Annotated in this window: 12 protein-coding genes and 1 pseudogene; 7 read left to right on the top strand and 6 right to left on the bottom strand. The window is 63.3% G+C overall.

What is annotated here, in order from left to right:
- Positions 1-17 precede the first annotated feature (17 nt).
- Complete coding sequence (locus tag J4721_RS19255) at positions 18-818, top strand: LuxR C-terminal-related transcriptional regulator (protein ID WP_211003391.1); 801 nt, start codon at positions 18-20, stop codon at positions 816-818.
- 116 nt (positions 819-934) lie between these two features.
- Here the strand turns inward: J4721_RS19255 and J4721_RS19250 are convergent, their stop codons facing one another.
- Complete coding sequence (locus tag J4721_RS19250; RefSeq protein WP_076621152.1) at positions 935-2,179, bottom strand: glycosyltransferase family 4 protein; 1,245 nt, start codon at positions 2,177-2,179, stop codon at positions 935-937.
- Between the two features lie 261 nt (positions 2,180-2,440).
- Here J4721_RS19250 and J4721_RS19245 point away from each other — a divergent pair, with 261 nt between their 5' ends.
- The 6 genes and pseudogenes from J4721_RS19245 to J4721_RS19220 all read left to right on the top strand — a co-directional run bounded on the left by J4721_RS19245 (position 2,441) and on the right by J4721_RS19220 (position 13,120).
- A complete protein-coding gene (locus J4721_RS19245) occupies positions 2,441-4,450 on the top strand; it encodes a polysaccharide pyruvyl transferase family protein (protein ID WP_102884772.1) in 2,010 nt (669 codons plus the stop codon).
- 224 nt (positions 4,451-4,674) lie between these two features.
- Positions 4,675-5,256: pseudogene (locus J4721_RS19240) on the top strand (ISNCY family transposase); the annotation flags it as partial.
- A 979-nt stretch (positions 5,257-6,235) separates the two neighbouring features.
- The gene (locus J4721_RS19235; RefSeq protein ID WP_211003392.1) at positions 6,236-10,627 is read left to right on the top strand and encodes a non-ribosomal peptide synthetase; all 4,392 of its coding nucleotides are present in this window, start codon (positions 6,236-6,238) and stop codon (positions 10,625-10,627) included.
- Between the two features lie 269 nt (positions 10,628-10,896).
- Positions 10,897-11,673 carry an amino acid ABC transporter substrate-binding protein gene (locus J4721_RS19230; RefSeq protein ID WP_076621146.1) on the top strand — a complete coding sequence of 259 codons (777 nt, stop codon included), beginning with the start codon at positions 10,897-10,899 and terminating at the stop codon, positions 11,671-11,673.
- Positions 11,674-11,681: 8 nt separating this feature from the next.
- A complete protein-coding gene (locus J4721_RS19225) occupies positions 11,682-12,356 on the top strand; it encodes an amino acid ABC transporter permease (protein ID WP_102850305.1) in 675 nt (224 codons plus the stop codon).
- 8 nt (positions 12,357-12,364) lie between these two features.
- A complete protein-coding gene (locus tag J4721_RS19220; RefSeq protein WP_211003393.1) occupies positions 12,365-13,120 on the top strand; it encodes an amino acid ABC transporter ATP-binding protein in 756 nt (251 codons plus the stop codon).
- Positions 13,121-13,294: 174 nt separating this feature from the next.
- On the opposite strand, the gene J4721_RS19215 is transcribed toward J4721_RS19220, so the two are convergent.
- The 5 genes from J4721_RS19215 to J4721_RS19195 form a co-directional block, all read right to left on the bottom strand.
- Positions 13,295-13,501: a hypothetical protein gene (locus J4721_RS19215; protein WP_014876605.1), complete on the bottom strand. Its 207-nt coding sequence runs from the start codon at positions 13,499-13,501 to the stop codon at positions 13,295-13,297.
- Positions 13,502-13,682: 181 nt separating this feature from the next.
- The gene (locus J4721_RS19210) at positions 13,683-14,408 is read right to left on the bottom strand and encodes a YjbF family lipoprotein (protein WP_211003394.1); all 726 of its coding nucleotides are present in this window, start codon (positions 14,406-14,408) and stop codon (positions 13,683-13,685) included.
- A complete protein-coding gene (locus J4721_RS19205; RefSeq protein WP_211003395.1) occupies positions 14,405-16,603 on the bottom strand; it encodes a YjbH domain-containing protein in 2,199 nt (732 codons plus the stop codon). The genes J4721_RS19210 and J4721_RS19205 overlap by 4 nt, the downstream gene beginning before the upstream one ends.
- A gap of 261 nt (positions 16,604-16,864) precedes the next feature.
- On the bottom strand, positions 16,865-18,739 hold the full coding sequence (locus tag J4721_RS19200; protein WP_014889393.1) for a nucleoside-diphosphate sugar epimerase/dehydratase: 1,875 nt from the start codon (positions 18,737-18,739) through the stop codon (positions 16,865-16,867).
- Positions 18,740-19,222: 483 nt separating this feature from the next.
- A complete protein-coding gene (locus J4721_RS19195; RefSeq protein WP_102850301.1) occupies positions 19,223-19,834 on the bottom strand; it encodes a sugar transferase in 612 nt (203 codons plus the stop codon).
- Positions 19,835-19,840 lie beyond the last annotated feature (6 nt).

Genomic DNA, 19,840 nt, shown 5'->3' with positions numbered 1-19,840 from the left:
GAGTATGGGGGTATATCATGCCTGTGCATATTGTGGGCGAGAGTCGCTTGTTGCGCGACATGTTTCTGGCCATTTGCCAGAGCAACGACTACCAGATCGGGACCTGCTGCGATGAGCTGTCGACGCTCGCGGGGCTGGGGATTGATGATCTGGTTTTATACTACAGCCATGAAACGGGACCGGAGCTGGTGGAGGAATTGCGCCAGTTCAAAGAGGGCAATGACGCCTCTCTGCTGATCCTGATCATGGGGCGCGAATGTTCCACCAGCATGCAGACTGCGCTCAGCGCCTACGCTGAGGCGGTGATCCCACAACGCAAATCCGCAGAGGCGCTGATTGCGGCCCTGCGGGTGGTGCAAAGCGGCTATCGGATTGTGCCATCGGATATCTCAGCGGCGCTGCGGGCGGCGGATGTGACCACATCGGGGGGCGACCGCGCGGCAGAGACCCTGTCGACGGCCCCACCACCGGAACTGGAGCTTGCAGAGACTGTGCCTGCGGATCGGATCAATGGCAGTCTGCCGCAATCCGGTTCTGGCACAGGCGCTTTGACAGGGGGTACAACCAGCCGTTCTGGCGCCACCGTTTCAACGGATCTGCGCCGGATGCCGGCTTCGGCTGCGGCCTGCGGATTGTCCGGGCGCGAATGGCTGATCCTGACCAAGCTGATCGACGGCGCCACCAATAAATCCATCGCCAATGAGCTGAGCATCTGCGAGGCCACGGTGAAGGTGCATCTGCGCACCTGTTTTCGCAAGATTGGCGCCAAGAACCGCACTCAGGCCGCGATCTGGGCGTCGGAGCAATTCCTGTCCTGACCCCACCGATTGGGGCAGGGCAGGTCGGGACTGCGTCGGCCATGGGCTCATGCTGGGGGGCTGGGCCTCTGGTCGACGCAGATCATCCCGTGATCGGTATTCTCTGTTGTGAGGGGTCAGATCTTCAGCTGCTTGCTGGCGGGCAGGAGCGCGTTGATCTGGCGGGCGTGCTCAGGCATGCAGCGGGTCAGGAAATCATAGGTTTCCACCACATGGGCGCGGGCATTGGGGCCCAGATGGGCATAGGCGCCGGGATTGGCCAGCACATCCACCACCTGATTAGCCAGCGCGTCGGGATCAAAGAAATCCACCAGCATGCCGGTCTCATTATGGGTCACCGCCTCGCGCACCGGCTCCACATCGGCGGCCACCACAGTGGCCTGCATCGACATGGATTCCAGCAACGACCAGCTGAGCACAAAGGGCATGGTCAGATAGATATGGCAGCGGCTGATGCGGATAATCTTGCACAGATCGCCGTAAGGCACCCGGCCGAGGAAATGCACCCGGCTCCAGTCGACGCTGTCGCCCAGCTCATCCTCCATCTCGCCGCGCAGACCTGCGGGGTGGGTGCTTTCGCGCCCATATGAGGTCTCATTGCCGCCGATCATCAGGATCCGCGCATTGGGGCGGTCCGACAGGATCTTGGGCAGGGCGCGCATCATCACGTGAAAACCACGGGCGCGTTCCATATTGCGGGCGATATAGGTGATTACCTCATCGTCGCGGCTGAGCGGCTTGGGCAGGCGGCCGAGACCGATGCTGGCCTTGGCATCCGGCTGCAGCCGGTCGGTGCGGATGCCGTCATGGCTGACATAGATCTTGTCGTGAAAGCTCTTGGGGAAGCGGTCGCGCTGCCAGTAGGTCGGGCTGTGGCCCAGATCGACCACATCGATATTGGCAAAGGGCACGGTGTTGCGGGCGTGGGCGAAAAACCCTGCGTGTTCGCCGGGAGGGTTTTCCGGATCAAAGCCAACCAGCCCCCCAGTGGTGCGGTAGAAATATTCAAAGAAGCCAATAATCGGCACATCCGGCCAGACCTCTTTCATGAAGGTCAGCTCCCCCCAGCCGGTATGACCGATGATGATATCGGGTTTGAAGCCGTCTCTGGCCTCCAGCTGGCGCGCGGCGAGGGCGGCGCCAATGCCATTGCCAGCCGCGGCCTCCCAATCCTTGGACAGCCCATAGGCATCGGCAGCGGGCTGGTGATGGCTTTTGTAGGTCGCGGTGGAGACGCCGGGCAGCTTCACATCGTTTCGCTGGGTCAAAAACACGATCTCATGCTCGCCCTGATCGGCCAGCCACTGGATCATCTCCCGGTACTGGCCGGGCATGTTCTGGTGCACAAAGAGAAATTTCATATCCTATCCATGCCGCGAGAGCGCCGCAGGCGCAACCCTTTGAAAAGCGGCAGGCGCAGGCTTGGGCAGGGTTTCACCTGCAAGGGCGGGCCGGATCTTTCCGGGCTTGTTCCCAGAGGTCACGGCGCTAACATGCGCGCAACGCAGCAATCCCGGGGGCTGCGGCTGCCGGAGGCGCAAAAGCGCGGTTGCCGACCCCCTATTTTCAATAGGCCATACCATCCGTTTGCGGAGGCTATGGCGAGTAACATCTGGTGATATATGAGAATCCTTTTCCATGCTCCTGTGCTTTCGGTCCACCGTCCGGATCCGGCGCTGTCCAGTATCCTGGGCGTGCCGCCGACGGTGACGGACACGTTGTTCGGTCTGAAACCGGCGCATAAGCTGACCGGGAATCGCGGAAATATCATCCATGCCGAAGCCCCGGCGCGCAGCCTGCGCAAGGACCCGGATGGGTCGGCGGTGGGCAATATCGCCAATCTGCAGAAAAACCTCGGTGAGGGCTATGCCGAGACCATCGCCGAGCATTTCGACATGATCGTGGTGTCGCTGGCCAATTTCATCCGCCCCAATCACGATGGCATCCGGTTGTTTACCGCGCTGGAGGCGCTGGATGGGCGGGTGCCCTTTGTGGTGCTGGGGGCCGGGATGCAGGGCAGCCATGCCTTCACGGATCTGATGCCTGGCAACCGCGATCTTCTGGCGCTGCTCAATGAGCGGGCCAACCTGTTCGGGGTGCGCGGCACCCAGACGGCAGAGTGGCTGGCCAACAACGGGCTGGAGAACACCACCGTGCTGGGCTGCCCTAGTCTCTATGTCTATCCGCAGTCGATCATGGCCATCGACGGGGCCGCGGCCCAGTCCAAGGGGCGTCAGGCCAATGTGATGACCGCAGGCCATTTCTCCATGCGCGACGGCGCCATCGTTGAACGCGGCACCGAACTGGCCAAGGCTTTCGACAAGATCGACGCCTCTTATGTGTTCCAGGATGAGATCTTTGCCTATGGCAAATTCATCAAGGACCGGTTTGGCTATAATGAGGGCAATAATATTGCCCAGCCTGAGATGCTCAATCGCTGGCTGAGCCGCAAATGCGGCCATAAGGTCGATTTCAACCGCTATTATTACTTCTCCGAGGCCGGCGCCTGGCGGCAGGCAGCGATGCTGCATGATGTCTATATCGGTGACCGCTTCCATGGCGGGGTGGCGGCCCTGCAGGCGGGCCAGCCGGCGATCTTCCTCAAGCATGACAACCGTGTGGCCGAGCTGACCGAGCATTTCGGCCTGCCGGCGCTGAACACGCAGAAATTCATGCGCAAGGGACTGAAGGCGGTGCTGGATGAATATCTGTCGCCCGAGATGCTGGACACGATGAAGGCGACCTATCGCCAGCGCCACGCCGAATATGTGGCGGCACTGGCTGCACACGGGCTGGAGGTCGATACCATCGTGCCCGACGAGCCGCAGCCGGTGCCTGCGGTGGACCGGCAAGGCCATCTGGGCGCGATCCGCAGCCAGAAGGCCCCCGAAGAAGCGCTGCCGGAGGGGCTGTGGCCGACCACCACGCTGACCCCGTCTTATGCCATGCGACGGCTGCATCCGGAGGACGCGCGGGAGCTGGTTGTCACCTTTGAAGGGGCAGGCCAGGCACTGGACCGCAAGGATCCCTTGCGTCCGGGCTTTGGCGAACGTTTCCTGATCAAATCCGGCTATGCGGTGCTGTCGGTCTTGCCGCATCAGCAGAACTGGTACCGTCCGCTGGATCTGGAACAGTATTTTCGGGCACCCGAAACCCGCGCCTGGATGGCCGGGTTTGACAAGGTGCATGTGCTGGGCTCCGGTATGGGGGCCTTTGGCGCCATGGCCTTTGCCGATCTGATCGGCGCGGAAAACGTGGTGGCGTTGCAGCCGATCACCACCCTGGCCGAGGATCTGATCCCCGGCGAGATCCGTTTTCCGGCCGCGCGCAAGCTGGACTGGAGCGGTGCCTATCGCGACGCCTGTGCGGGCTGTGACAAGGCGGCCCGGATCTATGCAATCCATGGCGACCATCCGCTGGACCTGGCCCATGTGGCACGGTTGCAGGATGCTCTGGGGGCGCGGCTGATCAGCGCGGAATTGTCCCATGACAGCAAGCGCCCGGTGACCCCGTTGCTGCGTGCCAAACGCCGCTTGCCACGAACCGCGCTGACCTGCCTGCGCGGCGGCGACGCGGCGGCGCTGGAGCAGGTTCTGGGCGCATTGGTGCAGCACAAAACCCCGGCAGAGTGATCCGCACCACGCCCGACCAGAGCCGTGAACAACAAAGGGCCGCTCTCTCGAGCGGCCCTTTGTTATGTGTCTGTTGTCTGCGGGTCGCAGGGCCTTATGTGGGAATTATTTAACATAAGATGTATTAGGAGGCTGCTTATTTGTAGCCGCAAAGCGATAATGTCACCACTGAGCAAAGCAGAAGTGTCACTCTCCCTAAAAGACTGAGGGAAATTGTGCATGGGATGGTCGAAGACGGCATTTGGTTATCCCGCAAGCAGCGCCGACAGATTCACCAACCGCGTTTGCGCCGGGAATGCTTCGGTGAACTCATCCAGATTGACGGGTCTGACCATCGTTGGTTTGAAGACCGCGCTCCGCCTTGCACTCTGCTTGTGTTCATCGATGATGCCACAAGCACCTTGATGGAGCTGCGGTTCGTGCAGTCGGAGAGCACGTTCAGCTATTTCGAGGCTTTGGAAAGCTATCTGCAAAAACATGGCCGTCCGGTCGCATTCTATTCTGACAAACACACTGTGTTCCGTGTCGCCAAGGAAGACGCCAAAGACGGTGCGCGGATCACCCAGTTCGGGCGCGCGCTGAGCGAGTTAAATGTCGAGATTTTGTGTGCCAATTCGAGCCAGGCGAAAGGCCGTGTCGAGCGCGCCAATCGCACGCTTCAGGACCGTCTGGTCAAAGAGCTACGCATCGCAGGCATCTCTGACATGGAGGCTGGAAACGCCTATCTGCAAGGGTTCAAGGAGCGTCACAACGCCAAGTTTGCCAAGCCCCCTGCCAAGCCAGATAACCTGCATCGCGCGCTGAATACGCTATCAGTAGACCGATAAACGCAACGACGGCCGTTAGCGCGACGTGCACAGAAAAAGCCTGAGACACCGCGATCGAACGCTGCGAAAAGACCACCAGCATGGTTGTTTAGTGCTGCGATATGTGAGGTCTCCGCGCTGCCCCGCCATGTTCCAACACTACACCAAATGAGGTATTTCCAACCATTCGCATCTTCAAGGCAATACTGGCTAGGCGAATGTGGCAGGAAATAGGGGGTCTTTGTTCGCACGTCGCGGAATAGTTTATTTGTGCGTCTAGGAACATTTCAGGTCGTGTGAGGATCGAAAAGCATTGCGGTCACTGGGAAGGCGATTTGATGCTGTTCTAAGAGAACCTTGGTCAGTTAAACGTTACATCGCTGGTCGAGCGCGTCAGTCGGTTCACAGTACTGCTGAAGAACCCTAACAAGTGAACAAAGCCGGTGATGATCAAAATCATGAACGTGATCCGTGACCTGCTCCACCTGACACGAAAGACGGGACGCATACATGGTTCCGCGATCCATTTCTCACCTTGGCAGAAAGGCGCGGTCAAGAGCACCAATCGCAGGGTAAGGCGCTTGCTTCCCCGCAGGCGCGACATCACGGCACTCACTGATCATGATATGAAGATGATCGGTGAGTGTTTCAACAACACGCCACGCAACTATCTAGGACCGAGAAAACACCGGCGGAGTGTTCCGCGAAAAGATGATGGAGGCAATGAGATGCGCCACCTACCCTGAAGCCTAATAGGGCGCGCGGTTCAAGTCTCGCTCACAGGTGTTTTGTTGCTTGCCCATCCCCCGGTCTGATATCCTTGGGTCTGCGGCGGGGATCATGGGGGTGATCCTGGCCTGAGGGGACCGCTAAAAAGTGGATATTAAGAGTGACGTGATACCCGGATGATCCGGGGGCGGCACAGCATGAAGAGGTATGGCCCGGGTTGGCCCAAACCCGGTGTCAGGTAGGGGGCATTATGAGTGATCTTTCGCAGGCCCAGCCACAGGCGCAATCACAATCAGAGATCCGGGCCGCGATGAAGGCTCCCTTTGGGGCTGGCACCGGCCACCCCGCCGAGAGGCCCGGAGACCGGAAGCACGGTCACAGCAGCGGTCAGGAGATTGCGCTGACCCCGATGCAGCAGGGGCTGCTGTATGAAAGCGCCGCCGCGGGCAGGCCTTGGGTCAATCTGGAACAGATCGTGGTGCATCTGGACGCCGAAGCGCCAGATCCGAGGGCCCTGCGGGTGGCCTGGCAGCAAGTCTGCGCGCGTCATCCGGTGCTGCGCAGTGCGGTGCTGTGGCAGGGACGTCCGCTGCCGGTCTTGCAGGTCGCGGGTGTGGATGCGGCCGCCGATCAGGTCAGGGTGGAGACACAGGACTGGCAGGGGCTGGAGACAGAGGATCAGGCCGCGCGGCTGGAGCAGTTTCTCACCGAGGATCGCAATCGTGGCTGCGCGCTGGAGCAGGCGGTGTCCTGGCGGGTGATGCTGGCGCGGCTGGGGCCGAACCGGTCGGTGATGGTCTGGACCATTCACCATGTGCTGGTCGATGGCCGCAGTATGGCGGTGGTGCTGGAAGATGTCTTTGCGGCGCTGATCGGGGGCGATCTGCCTGCCGCGACTGCGCCTGTGACCGGGTTTGATGCCTTTAGCCCGGCGGTGGCGCAAGTGTCAGAACAGCCGGCCAGCCAGGCGTTTTTCCGGGCGCATCTGGAGGGGTTTGATACCCCGAACCAGATCGCCCGGCTGACCGGGCCGGATGATCGGCCCGTTGTGGCAGCACCGGATGATGCGGACCATGGCCGCAAGCAGATCCTGCGGCGGCAGCTGCCGGCCGAGTTGCGCCGCGCGCTGATGCAGCGCGCCGCGCAAGTCACCGTGGCGGATGAGACCCTGCCGGAGACATCCGGGGCACAGGGCGCAGGAGCAGCCACCCTGGCCAATATGATCCATGCCGCCTGGGGGCTGCTGGTGGCGCGCTGGAGCGGGCGGGAAATGGCGGTCTTTGGGGTCACCCGGTCGGGGCGCTATCTCCTGGAGGGCTGCGGGCGCACGGTGGGCTGTCTGATCAACACGGTGCCCCTGCATCTGCATCTATCCGGGTCAACAACCGTGGACGGGCTGCTGGCGGCGCTGCGGCGCGATGCGGTGGCGCTGCGCCCGCATGAACAGGCCTCGCTGGCGGATATGCGTCGCTGGTGCGGGCTGCCGGGCAGCGTGCCGCTGTTTGACACTATGGTGATGTTTGAACGCGACAGCCTGAATATGCGGATGCGCAGCCTGGGGGTGGAGGAAGACAGCCCCTGGCAGCATCGCCGGGTGGAGCTGCGCGAAGAGGGCGCGATGCCGCTGACCCTGGCGGTTTATGGTGATGCCCAACCGCTTGTGATGCTGGAATATGACCCCGAGGTGCTGCCGGCCAGCCAGGTGGAGCGGATGCTGGATCATCTGTGTCAGCTGCTGCAGAGCCTGGCCACAGCACCTGCGGATATGGCGCTGCGTGATCTGGGGATGCTGCCGGAGGCCGAGGCGACCCAGCTGTTGCAACAGGGGCGTCCGGAGCCGGCGCTGGCGCAGATGCTGGCGCGGGAGATGGCGGCAGCCCCGCCGTGTATGGCAACCCGGCTGGAGGCGACGGCGACGCGGATGCCGGATGCCCCGGCGCTGCAGATGGCCCCCGAGGGCGCGGTGTTGAGCCATGCCGATTTGCAGGCCCGCGCCGACCTTCTGGCGGTGGTCCTGCAGGCGCAGGGGGCTGCGGCTGGTGATATCATCGCCATCTGCCTGCCGCGCAGCCCAGAGTTCATCATTGCCATGCTGGCGGTGCTGAAGGTCGGGGCGGCCTTCCTGCCGGTGGACCCGACCTACCCGGCGGCGGTGATTGCCCATATGCTGCAGGACAGCGGCACGGGGCTGGGCATTGGCGGGCCGGATTACGGCACGGTAACAGGGCCTGATACCGGATCTAACAAAGGGAAATCTGTACATAGACACGATGCCGCCCTGACCCCGGAGGGGCTGGTCTGGGTGGCGCCTGATGCGAAACTTGACCCCCCTGAGAAACCAACGCCCCCCACGCGACCAGCTCCGGATCCGGGGCGGCTGGCCTATGTGATCTATACCTCCGGCTCCACCGGCAAGCCCAAGGGGGTGCGGGTGCCGATGCGGGCGCTGTTGGCCCATGCCAGCGCCATCACGGCCGCCTTTGACCTGCAGAGCCATGACCGGATGCTGCAATTTGCCAGCCTGTCCTTTGATGTCGCCATTGAGGAAGTTCTGCCCAGCCTGTTGGCCGGGGCCTGCGTGGTGCTGCGCGCGCCGGATATGATCGGGGCACCGGGGTTGTTTCTGGACCGGGTGGCGGCGCTGGAGCTGACGGTGCTGAACCTGCCGACCGCCTTCTGGCATGTGCTGTGCGATGTGATGGCCGACAGTGGCCGCAGCCTGCCATCTTCAGTGCGGCTGGTGATCGTCGGCGGGGAGCAGGTCAGCCCGCAGGCGCTGGCGCGCTGGCAGCAGCTGGTGCCGGGGGTGCGCTGGCTCAATGGCTACGGGCCGACGGAAACCACCATCACCTGTACGCTGCATGATCCGGGTCTGGATCAGGGGCACCGGGTGAATGCGAATGAAGATGTGCCCATCGGCCGCCCCACCGCCCATGCCCGCGCCTATGTGCTGGCGGCGGATGGCAGCCTCGCCCCGGATGGCGTGGCCGGGGATCTGTGGATCGGCGGCCCGGCGGTGAGCGATGGCTATATCGGCCGCCCGGAGGAGACCGCCCGGGTGTTCCGTCCTGATCCTTTTGCGCCGCAGAACACGGGCGGGGGGCACCAGGCAAGCTGCCCCGCCGCCCGGATCTATCGCACCGGCGATCGCGCGGCCTGGCGCGGTGATGGCACGCTGGCCTTTCTGGGGCGGCAGGACCGGCAGGTCAAACTGCGCGGCTTTCGCATTGATCTGCGCCATGTGGAGCAGGTGCTGGAGCGCGCCCACCCGGAGGTGCAGGCGCTGGTGGCGGTGCATGGCAAGGACGGACCGGCGGCGCAGCTCTGTTGCTGGGTGCGGGGCACCCGGGATGCCGGAGAGGATCGCGCGGCAGACGCAGCTGGCGATATCCGCCCGGATCTGGCGGCCCTGCAGCAGATCGTGCAGCGCGATCTGCCTGCCCATATGCGCCCGGCGCTGGTGCCGGTGGCGGAGTTTCCCCGCACTGCCGGGGGCAAGATCGACATGACCGCCCTGCCCGCCCCGGCGGCGGCATCAAGCGGCCTGCGCCTGCGTCGCAACGGCGGCGCTGCGATTGACACCACCGCCCCGCCCTCGCCGCTGGCAGAACAGCTGATGGCGATGATGGCGGATGTGCTGGGCCAGCCCGATCTGGGAGTGGATGACAGTTTCTATGATCGCGGCGGCCATTCCCTGCTGGCGATGCGGCTGATTGGCCGGATCGAGGCGGAACTGGGCCAGCGGCTGAGCCTGGCGGCGCTGCATCTGACCCCCAGCCCCCGGGCGCTGGCGGCGGCGCTGACGGAAGGGGCTGAGGGCGGCGACAGCCCGGAAACACCGGAAGGCCACACCCTGCCCGATCATCTGGTGATCATTCAGGATGGCACGGCGCGCGCGCCGCTGTTTGGCGTCCATGTGCTGGGCCGTAACGAGGAATTCTATCGCCCGCTGGCCGCCGCTCTCGGCCCCGATCAGCCAGTGTATGGGCTGAGCATCGGTCTGCTGGACAGCCGCACCCCCACCGGGGTGCGCGCCACCGCAAAACTGTATCTGGAGGAAATCCAAACCCATTACCCCAGCGGGGTCGTGCATCTGGCGGCGGTGTCTCTGGGCAGTTATTTTGCCTTTGAACTGGCGCGCCAGCTGCTGGAAGCGGGGCGCGAACTGGGCGTGCTGGCGCTGTTTGATGCCGAAGGGCCAGCGGGGCGCCGCCGGGTGCAGGGACGGGCCAGACTGGGCGCTCATCTGGGGCTGCTCCGGCGGATGGGGCCGGCCTATCTGGGCCATGTGGCCCGCCACCGGATTGAGACATTGCGCAATTCCTTTGAACGGCGGCGGCTGGAGTGGACCGGCGGCGGTGGCTCCCTGTCGATCGAGGCGCTGATCGCGGCCAACCAGCAATCGGTGGACCGCTACACGCCGGACCCGCTGGCCACACCGCTGACGGTGTTCCGGGCTGGCGATGATTTGTTTGACAGCCCCGAAGCGTTGACCCAGGGGCTGGGCTGGGCGCCGGTGGCGGCGGCGGGGTTTGAGCTGATCGAGGTGCCCGGATCCCATCTGTCGATCCTGCAGGAGCCGAATGTGCAGGATATGGCCCGGCATATGACCCGCATCATGCAGCGCTCGGATCCGCAATAAGGTCGTGACAACGGGGCAAGCCTGGCCAAGGCGCAAGCAGATCCGCAGCGGATCTGGTATTTTTCCACCCCGGCCAGAACAAATCTGCAAAATCACACCTGTACGGGGAACAAATTCCCGCCTTGCGGCGTCTGTCATATGAACCGGTCCCCCGCCCGTGGCCTGCCTGCGAACGGGCGGGCTTATTTGCCATGTCCCGGCCTGTGACATCTTGGTCCCCGGCGTCAGGGGGATTAGGTCGGGGCTGAACTCAAAAGGATTCCCGTATCATGATGAAACCATTTGCCTGGGCCGCGGCTGTCGCTGCGAGCCTGACTGCCGCACCGTCCGCCTTTGCCTCCGACACGCTGCGTGTCGGCATGTCGGGCGGGTATTTTCCCTTTACCTTCGTGCGTCAGGACGTGCTGCAGGGGTTTGAGGTGGATGTGATGAACGCCGTGGCTGAGGAAACCGGCCTTGAGGTGGAATTTGTCACCATGTCGTTTTCCGGTCTGATTGGCGCGCTGGAATCCGACCGCATCGACACCATTGCCAATCAGATCACCATCACGCCGGAGCGCAGCGCCAAATTCGCCTTTACCCAAGCCTATGTCATCGACGGCGCCCAGGTGGTGGTGAAACGCGGCAATGAGGACAGTATCGCAGGCCCCGCTGATCTCGCGGGCAAGACCGTGGCGGTGAACCTTGGCTCCAACTTCGAGGCGCTGCTGCGCGAGCTGCCAGAGGCCGACAAGATCGAGATCAAAACCTATGAGGCCAATATCGCCCAGGATACAGCACTGGGGCGGGTCGATGCCTTTGTGATGGACCGGGTGTCCTCGGCCCAGCTGATCCAGGAAAGCCCCCTGCCGCTGGCGCTGGCCGGCGCGCCCTTCTCCGAGATCCAGAATGCGCTGCCGTTCCGTCAGGACGCGGACAGTCTGGCGCTGCGCGACCGCGTGGATGCGGCGCTGACCACGCTGCGCGAGACCGGCAAGCTGGCCGAAATCTCGCAGACATGGTTCGGCACCGATATCACGGCGGTTTCCGCCCCGGCTGAGAAGTGAGCCGGTAAATGCAGGGTTTGGACATCGCCTATATGCTGGGGCTGGTGCCGGTGCTGCTCAGCTATGTGCCGCTGACGCTGTTCATGGCGGTGGTGGCCATGGTGCTGGCGCTGGTACTGGCGTCCCTCTTGGCGGTGGAACGGGTGCTGCGGATCCCGGTGCTGGATCAGCTGGTGGTGCTGTTCATCAGCTTCTTTCGCGGCACGCCACTTCTGGTGCAGCTGTTCCTGTTCTACTACGGGCTGCCACAGGTGTTGTCGGTGCTGACCCAGATCAATGGGGTCAGTGCCGCGATCATGGGGCTGACCCTGCATTTTGCCGCCTATATGGCCGAGAGCATCCGCGCCGCCATTCTGGGGGTGGATCGCAGCCAATGGGAGGCGGCGCAGTCGATCGGCATGACCCGTGGCCAGATGATGCGCCGTATCGTGCTGCCGCAGGCGGCCCGGATCGCGGCGCCGACGCTGGTCAATTACTTCATCGACATGATCAAGGGCACCTCCCTGGCGTTTACGCTGGGGGTGACCGAGATGATGGGGGCCACCCAGAAAGAGGCCGCCGGCAGCTTTCTTTACTTTGAGGCCTTCCTGGTGGTGGCGGTGATCTACTGGATCCTGGTGGAGGCGCTGTCGCTGGTACAGCGACGGCTGGAGGTCCATCTGAACAAGGCTTATGCCCGATGAGTGACGCAATGACAGACACCGACCAGGGCCCGGCCATTTCCATCACCGGCCTGCGCAAGACATTTGGTGACAGCGTGGTGCTGGATGGCATCGACCTGACCATTCAGGCAGGGGAGCGTATTGTCATCATCGGCCCTTCGGGCACCGGTAAATCGACGCTGCTGCGCTGTCTCAATTTTCTGGATGCTCCCGATGCGGGGCTGGTCCGCATTGGGGATCTGGAAGTGGACGCCGCCCGCGCCAGCAAGGCGGAGATCCTGGCCCTGCGCCGACGCACCGCCTTTGTGTTTCAGAATTATGCGCTCTTTGCCAATAAGACGGCGGCGGAAAACATCATGGAGGCGCTGATCACCGTTCAGAAGCAGCCCCGCGACACAGCCCGCGCCCGCGCGCTGGAGATCTTGGCGGAGACCGGTCTGGCGGATAAGGCTGATGCCTATCCCGCCAGCCTGTCAGGCGGCCAGCAGCAGCGCGTCGGCATTGGCCGCGCCATGGCGCTGGGGGCCGAGTTGATGCTGTTTGACGAGCCGACCTCGGCGCTGGATCCCGAATGGGTGGGCGAGGTGCTGGCGCTGATGCATAAGGTCGCCGAAGAGCGCCAGACCATGCTGATCGTCACCCATGAGATGCAGTTTGCCCGCGAGATCGCCGATCGCGTGGTCTTCATGGAAGGTGGGCGGATTGTCGAACAGGGCCCGCCGACGCAGATCTTTGATGCGCCACAGGACCCCCGCACAAAGGCCTTCCTGCGGCGGGTGGGGTGATCGGCCCTCTCCTGTATCCCGAGACCCAAACGCAAAAAGCGGGCCATTGGCCCGCTTTCCCCATCAGATGATGGTCAATTGTAAGACGATGTCAGCCTGGGATCCACACCCTGCCCTGCTCAGGCGCGCCGGGCGGAGGTCAGATCCTGCCACACCCCATCAGATCGCAAGCGATCAGTTGGTGGTGGTGGTGGTGCTGGTTTCGTCGTCGTCGTTCAGGATCACACCCAGAATGACTGCACCGGCAACGCCGCCTGCAATCAGAGTGCCCTGCTCAAGACCGGTACCGCCGAGCAGGGTCGGGGTGCCTTCTTCCTGAGCGGAGGCGGTGGTGGTTGCGGCCAGGGTGGCCAGAGCGATTGCTGCGAAGAATTTGTTCATAATCCAAAACTCCTTTGGAGACCGTTGAGCCAAGAGTAGGTGAGTTACCTCGTGAATTCAACGCAGCTTTTAGCAGCAATATCCCGGCGGCTGGAATTTTTTTTCTGCCGTTGCCGAGATATCGCTCATTTGGGCGGATATGGCTCCAAACCGCCTGTTTTTCATACCCTCCGGGGTGGGATCAGCTGCCGGTGGTCAGCTGACGGATGCGCAGGTAGCCCACATTGGGACCGGCCCATTGGCGTGATTGCCAGACCCGGCCGCTGCGCGAATCTACCCAGTAGTCATTGATGATCTCGCCGCCGCGTCCCGGCTGGCTGGGGCGGCAGCGTTCCTCGATGTGGCGGGTCGGGTAGCGCAGTTCGACGATTTCGATGGGATCCGCACCCAGATCGCGGCGGCTGCAGAGCATATCAAGCTGCCACGCCCCATTGTCGAGCCCGCGGATATGGTAGCGCCGTGCGCCACTGCGCGCCGGGCCACCTGCGCCCTCCTCGACCAGCGCTGAGCTGGACAGGATGTCATTGCCAAGGTTGCGGGTAGCCACCAGCACCCCGTTGCGCAGGGTCAGGCTGATATTGTCCTCGGTGCGCCAGACCGCCACCGTTCCGGGGCTGTCATCGCGGCGCAGCTGCTGGCGCGACAGATAGGCAAAGACATCGTTTTTCTCGATGGTGACCTCGATATAGGGGGCCTTGATCTCATTCAGACCGGCGCGGGTCAGCGGCGGGCGCGCGGCCGGATCCGCCTTGCCCCCGGACAGCCGGGCACCAACCCGGTCCGACAGGTTGCGCAGCAGTTCGACCTGCAGGGGCGGCGTGTCCGGTCCGCGGCTACAGGCGGTCAGCACCAGCAGGCCCAGAAGGGAAAGCAGTCCGGCGAGGCGTGTGGTCACAGACGTCATCATTCCCAGATCCTTGCCCGCTGCCGGGTCAGCTGTGCGCGATGGGCCTCGCGGATTTGTCCATAAAGCCGGTCGGGGACATGTACCCGCTGGCCGCCGTCGCGCTGGGTCGGGCGCACGGTCATGCCAAATGTATTGCGGCTGGGTTTGCCCAGCAGCCAGTCCAGCGGGATGCTGAAGCGGAAGCCCTTGTCAAAGGAGCCTTCGCCGAAATCCTCGGAGGAGACATCGGTGAGGGTAAAGAAGCCGCCAACCCGCCAGCCATTGGCAAATTCGCGGTCCAGGCTGAAGGTGGCGCCATAATCGCCCGCCAGATAGCGCCCGGCATCCACCTGCACATGGTAACCTTTGTCGAGCTGGTAATAGGCGGAGGCATGGCCGGTGAAGGTCTTGTAATCGCGGAACGACAGCCGCTGATCGTAATCGCGCTGCACCACATAATTGCCCTCGACCCCCAGCGCCAGGCGGCTGGAGACCGGTTTCCAAAGGACCTCGCCCGAGACGCCGCCAAACATGCTTTCAAACAGCCCAGCCGTACTGCGGGCATAGAGATCGCGCCCCATCTGCCATTGCCGCGTGACATAAAGATTTTTCAGCGTGGTACCGAACTGGGCATATTCCGTCGCATCGGTGCGCACATGGGGCAGCACCGAATTGGAGGCGCGCCCGTCTTTCACATTGCCCCAGACGCGCTGACGGATGGTGCCGGCAATGCGCCAGCCCGGGGCCGGTGCGTAAGACGCCTTCAGATCCACGCCCACATCCAGCCGGAACGGCAGGTCAGGGTCGAAATAGGACGGCGCGGTATAAGGGCTGATGGAGGTGGAAAACGCCGGGTAGAGATCCTGCGCGACCAGCGCATCCCCGGCCAGCGGGCCTGCCTCCTGCAGGCCGGTCACCGCCCAGAGCGCCTCAGTGGCGTCGGGGCTATGTTCCAGCGCCTCCAGATCGCTGCGCCGGATCACCACCTGCGACAGTGCCAGCCCGCCACGCATCGGCACGATTTTCAGCGTCTCCACCGAGGGCGGCAGCAGCCGCGCCATGGCGCGGGCGGCGCGGCCAATGGCCAGGGTCTGGGCACGGTAGCGGGGATTGCGATAGCGCAGCTCGGCCTCGGTGCCATCTGCGGGCAGGGTCAGCGCCTCAAGAATGAGCCCGTCCTGTTGCAGCGCCTCGCTCATCAGATCCCGCAGGGTGGTCTTGGCGCGGGTGCTCTGGGCCCAATCGCGGCTCCAATGACTGTCTTTGGTGGCCCAGCTGCTGCGCGGTGCCACCGGCACCGGCGCACTGACCCGCATCGGCTGGGTCGGGTGTTTGGGATTGAGCTGGATCTGCGCGGTGACGCCAATCTCGGACCCATAAAGATAATAGGCCCCCAGCCGCAGGCCCGGTCTGGCCTGATATTCGGCGCCAAAGTTGAAGGAGGACTTGCGCTCAAACACATCTGGAGCGCCGGTTTCCAGCACATAGGCATCGGAGGAATATTCCGCCTTGAACCCCCAGCGGTCATTGGGCAGCCATTCAATGCCCGCAAAAGGCGCCATCTCACCGCGGAACCACTGATCATAGGCCAATTCGCCCCCGGTATCGCCGGCAACAAACCCCGGCCGGGTGCCGGAAATACTGCCGATGGAGCCGTTGGACCCCAGACGTCCCCAGCCCAGACCTGCGGTCAGCTTCAGCCTGCCGGCCCCGCCGCGATGGCTGAGCGCCGGAGTGTCAAAATTCTTGGTGGCGACGATATATTCCCCGGCATAAATCCCGGTGCCGGCAAAATCCTGCAGACCCAGGGTCACCGCCGGGCGATAGCGCCCCTCGCGCAGGAGCCGCAGCCGGACGTCGAAACCGCGGTCGTAATAGGTGCTGAACCCGGCAATCTGGGCGCCATTGGTCTGGATGCCATTGTAGCGGAACGAGGCGCTGAGCCAGGGGGTGGCCTGAAAGGTCAGATTGTAACGCGCCTGACCGCCAAACCAGGAATAGGTGGTGGCAAACTGCCCGTCCGGCAGCATTTCCGCACTTGGCATATCCACCAGACCGGGGGAGCCGTAGAAGTTGAGGCTGGGGGCGGGCAGCGGTTTGAAGCGCGGGGCCTCCGGTTTGGCTGTGGTCAGCGCATCTTGGGCCTGCGCGGGTAGGGCCACAGAAGCCATGACCACAGAGGTTGCCAGGATACGGGCAGCCGGCATACGGGCCATTGGCAAAAGCCGCGACACAGGAAGAGATCGAAGACTGAGGATCACGGGTTCGGACTGCCTTGTTGTCTGGCTTGTTATCTGGTCGGAATGCCGGAGCAATGGAGGGCTGATCTGCCGCCCTGCCCCCTGCGGCTGGTGCTGGACCGGTTAGACCACAAAACCCGCAGGCGGATCAACGATCTGGCGGAGGTCAGGCGCGCTGGTGAGAGGCCTGTGACCCGTAAACTATAGTGCCACCTGCAAGGTTGATCCAAGGGGCGTTCAGGAGGTCTTGCGATCCTCTTCCGGGGCGCGGTAGCCCTCGACCCAGCGTTTGATCAGGGCCCGCGCAACCCCTTCGTCGCCGGCGGCCACGGCCTGACGCAGCCCCCGGATCAGGGTTGCAACCTCGATTTCCGACAGCACCGCCTCGCGGGCGCAGAAGATCTTCTGGTGGCGGGTGGTGATCAGATCCGAGCTGAGCGTCAGCTCTTCCTGCATCTTTTCCCCGGGGCGCAGGCCGATGATATCAATGGCGATATCGCCGTCGGGATGATCCTCGTCCCGCACGGAATAGCCGGCACTTTCGATAACCTGACGGGCCAGCTGCAGGATTGAGATCGGCTCGCCCATGTCGAGCACAAACACCTCGCCACCCAGCGCCTCGGCGCCGGCCTGAAGCACCAGCTGCACCGCCTCGCGGATGGTCATGAAATAGCGTTTAACGCGCGGATCGGTGACGGTGACCGGCCCGCCGCGGCTGATCTGTTCCTGAAACAGCGGCACCACGGATCCCGAAGAGCCCAGCACATTGCCAAAGCGTACCATGGTGAAAACGGTGCCGGGATTGCGGGTGGAGAGATCCTGCACCACCAGTTCCGCCATCCGCTTGGAGGCGCCCATCACATTGGTCGGACGCACCGCCTTGTCCGAGGAAATCAGGATGAACCGTTCCACCCCGCTGCGCGCGGCGGCCCGGGCCAGCGTCTGCGTGCCAAAGACGTTGTTGGCCAGGCCGGGCAGCGGGTTGGCCTCCACCAGCGGCACATGTTTATACGCCGCCGCATGCAGCACCACCTGTACACCGTGATGGGCCAGCACCATGCGCACCTGACGCGGATCGGTCACCGAACCCAATACCGGCACCAGAGTGATGCCGGTGCCTTCGACCTGCTGTTCCAGCTCCTGATGAATGGTGTAAAGCGCCAGTTCCGACAGCTCATAGAGCACCAGTTTGCGCGGGCGGCAGGCCAAGACCTGACGGCAGAGCTCGGACCCGATGGAGCCGCCGGCACCTGAAACCAGCACCACCCGGTCCTGATAGGAGCCGCTGGCCTCCTGCAGGGGCACATCGCGGGTGGCGCGGCCCAGGAAATTCTGCGGCGCCACCGGGGTCAGCTTGTCGACCAGCGCTTCTTCCCCGATGAGCTGGGCAAAGGAGGGCAATGCCTGCACCTCCAGCTGCATCCGCTGCAGCCGCTGGATGATCTGGGCCTGTTTCGGCTGGCTCTGCGACGGCATCGCCAGCAAGACCCGTTTGATCTGGCGGGCTTCGGCGATCTCGGCGATGCGGGCGGGCGGGAACACCGGCAGCCCCACCAGCGTCACCCCCTGCAACGAGGTATTGTCATCGACAAAGGCGACAGGATCGATGCCGTCATGAGCCTTCAGCGCCTGCGCCAGCTGGGCGCCGGTGGTGCCGGCCCCGTAAATCAGCACCCGGCAGCGCGGCTGGGCACGGCGGTAGATCGCCACCACCACCTGATAGAGCAGCGCCCGCGCGGCCAGAAGACAGAGAAAATAGGTGGTGGCAAAGACCACATGGGTGCCGGGCGGCAGGTCAGGACCAAACAGCAGCGTCAGCCCCGCCGTGGCCCCGGCGGTGATCGAGGCCAGCAGCGCGGTCAGCCCGACCGCATGGCGCTCATAGGCATTGAGCTGCACCTTGGGCAATCCGAGCCACAGTGCCACCGCCGCCGCCAGCGCCAGCACATAAGGCAGCACCGGCAGCATCGCCGCCAAGGTGGCCAGAGCGGACCCCGGCAAGGGCAGCACCAGAAAGGTCAGGAACAGCGCCAGCGGGATCAGGCTCAGATCAATGGCAAGAAAGATATAGGATTTCTGTTTGCGTGACAGCGCACTGATCAGATTGAACATCCCTGGCCGTCCCCACTTCCAGTCCCCGGTGGCCGCCTGATTTTCCGGGCGGCCTGTTTATATGTACGATGTGGCGCCGAGATCTTCCTGACGCGCATCGTTTCAAATGCGTTTTTATCAATCCCCCGCGCCAGATCCCCGGACCCGCATGTGATGGGTCTTTCTGGCATCAGGATATGTCTCGCGTCGTCTATCCCTCCGGGCGCCCTTTGTCTCCTCCGGAGCAGGTGTGACAGGCCCTACGCCGGGGGTTTCATGGGCTCCCCGGGCATCACTTTAGACGTATTTCGGGGGTAATACAAAACCGCGGGCAGCAAAAAAGCGCCGTATGACGGTGATTTGTCCGTTTTGGCGCCTCTCTGCGGCGTCTGTACAGGCCTGACGCAGGGTTGCGGCTGATCTCCCTGCATGCGGCCGCCGCCAGAGATGTCGGCCTGGGCAGGACACACCCGCCCGGATCGGAAGGAATCGCCGAATCGCCCCTCAGCCACGCCGGAACAGATTGCCGATGGTCTGAAACACCAGATCAAAGTCGTAACACATGCTCTGGTGACGCTGGTAAATGAGATCCAGCCGCGCCTTCATCGGCACACAGAGGCGGGAATAGACCTGATCGGTTTCCTCAGAAGTGGTGCAGCGCGCCAGCAGGGCGGCCTCATGTTTGTGATAGGTGATGGACGCCAGTCCGGTGACTCCGGGGCGCGATTTCAGCACCCGGGCGTAGAGGTCGGGGTTGGCTTCGACATATTGGCGCAGCGGCGGGCGCGGCCCGACAAAGGAGAGATCGCCCCGCAGGATGTTCCACAGTTGCGGGAATTCATCCAGCCGCTTGGCCCGTAGCCAGGCGCCGGTCTTGGTGATGCGGGCCGATTTGTCGCCGCCGGACACCCCGGTATCCTGATCCACCACCTGCATGGTGCGCAGTTTCCACAAAGCAAAGGGCTGATCGACCCCTTTCATCCGTTCAGCCACGTAAAACAGCGGACGGCCTTCCTTCAGCAGCAGCCAGGCCATCAGCAGCAGCAGCACCGGGCCCAGCACCACCACCAGAAGGCTGGCAAAGAAGAGATCAAAGAGGCGTTTGCGCCAGGTCATATGCGG

It is taken from the genome of Phaeobacter sp. HS011, assembly GCF_018101215.1.
GTDB lineage: Bacteria > Pseudomonadota > Alphaproteobacteria > Rhodobacterales > Rhodobacteraceae > Phaeobacter > Phaeobacter inhibens.
The sequence above is the reverse complement of the archived record's forward strand: the minus strand, read 5'-3'. Positions and strand labels throughout refer to the sequence as shown.

What these genes read in the sequence shown, in the direction of transcription:
- J4721_RS19195 (WP_102850301.1), bottom strand. Translation starts at nt 19,834, where the DNA reads ATGACCTGGCGCAAACGCCTCTTTGATCTCTTCTTTGCCAGCCTTCTG.
- J4721_RS19235 (WP_211003392.1), top strand. Translation starts at nt 6,236, where the DNA reads ATGAGTGATCTTTCGCAGGCCCAGCCACAGGCGCAATCACAATCAGAG.
- J4721_RS19245 (WP_102884772.1), top strand. Translation starts at nt 2,441, where the DNA reads ATGAGAATCCTTTTCCATGCTCCTGTGCTTTCGGTCCACCGTCCGGAT.
- J4721_RS19200 (WP_014889393.1), bottom strand. Translation starts at nt 18,739, where the DNA reads ATGTTCAATCTGATCAGTGCGCTGTCACGCAAACAGAAATCCTATATC.
- J4721_RS19225 (WP_102850305.1), top strand. Translation starts at nt 11,682, where the DNA reads ATGCAGGGTTTGGACATCGCCTATATGCTGGGGCTGGTGCCGGTGCTG.
- J4721_RS19215 (WP_014876605.1), bottom strand. Translation starts at nt 13,501, where the DNA reads ATGAACAAATTCTTCGCAGCAATCGCTCTGGCCACCCTGGCCGCAACC.
- J4721_RS19220 (WP_211003393.1), top strand. Translation starts at nt 12,365, where the DNA reads ATGACAGACACCGACCAGGGCCCGGCCATTTCCATCACCGGCCTGCGC.
- J4721_RS19255 (WP_211003391.1), top strand. Translation starts at nt 18, where the DNA reads ATGCCTGTGCATATTGTGGGCGAGAGTCGCTTGTTGCGCGACATGTTT.
- J4721_RS19230 (WP_076621146.1), top strand. Translation starts at nt 10,897, where the DNA reads ATGATGAAACCATTTGCCTGGGCCGCGGCTGTCGCTGCGAGCCTGACT.
- J4721_RS19250 (WP_076621152.1), bottom strand. Translation starts at nt 2,179, where the DNA reads ATGAAATTTCTCTTTGTGCACCAGAACATGCCCGGCCAGTACCGGGAG.
- J4721_RS19210 (WP_211003394.1), bottom strand. Translation starts at nt 14,408, where the DNA reads ATGATGACGTCTGTGACCACACGCCTCGCCGGACTGCTTTCCCTTCTG.
- J4721_RS19205 (WP_211003395.1), bottom strand. Translation starts at nt 16,603, where the DNA reads ATGGCCCGTATGCCGGCTGCCCGTATCCTGGCAACCTCTGTGGTCATG.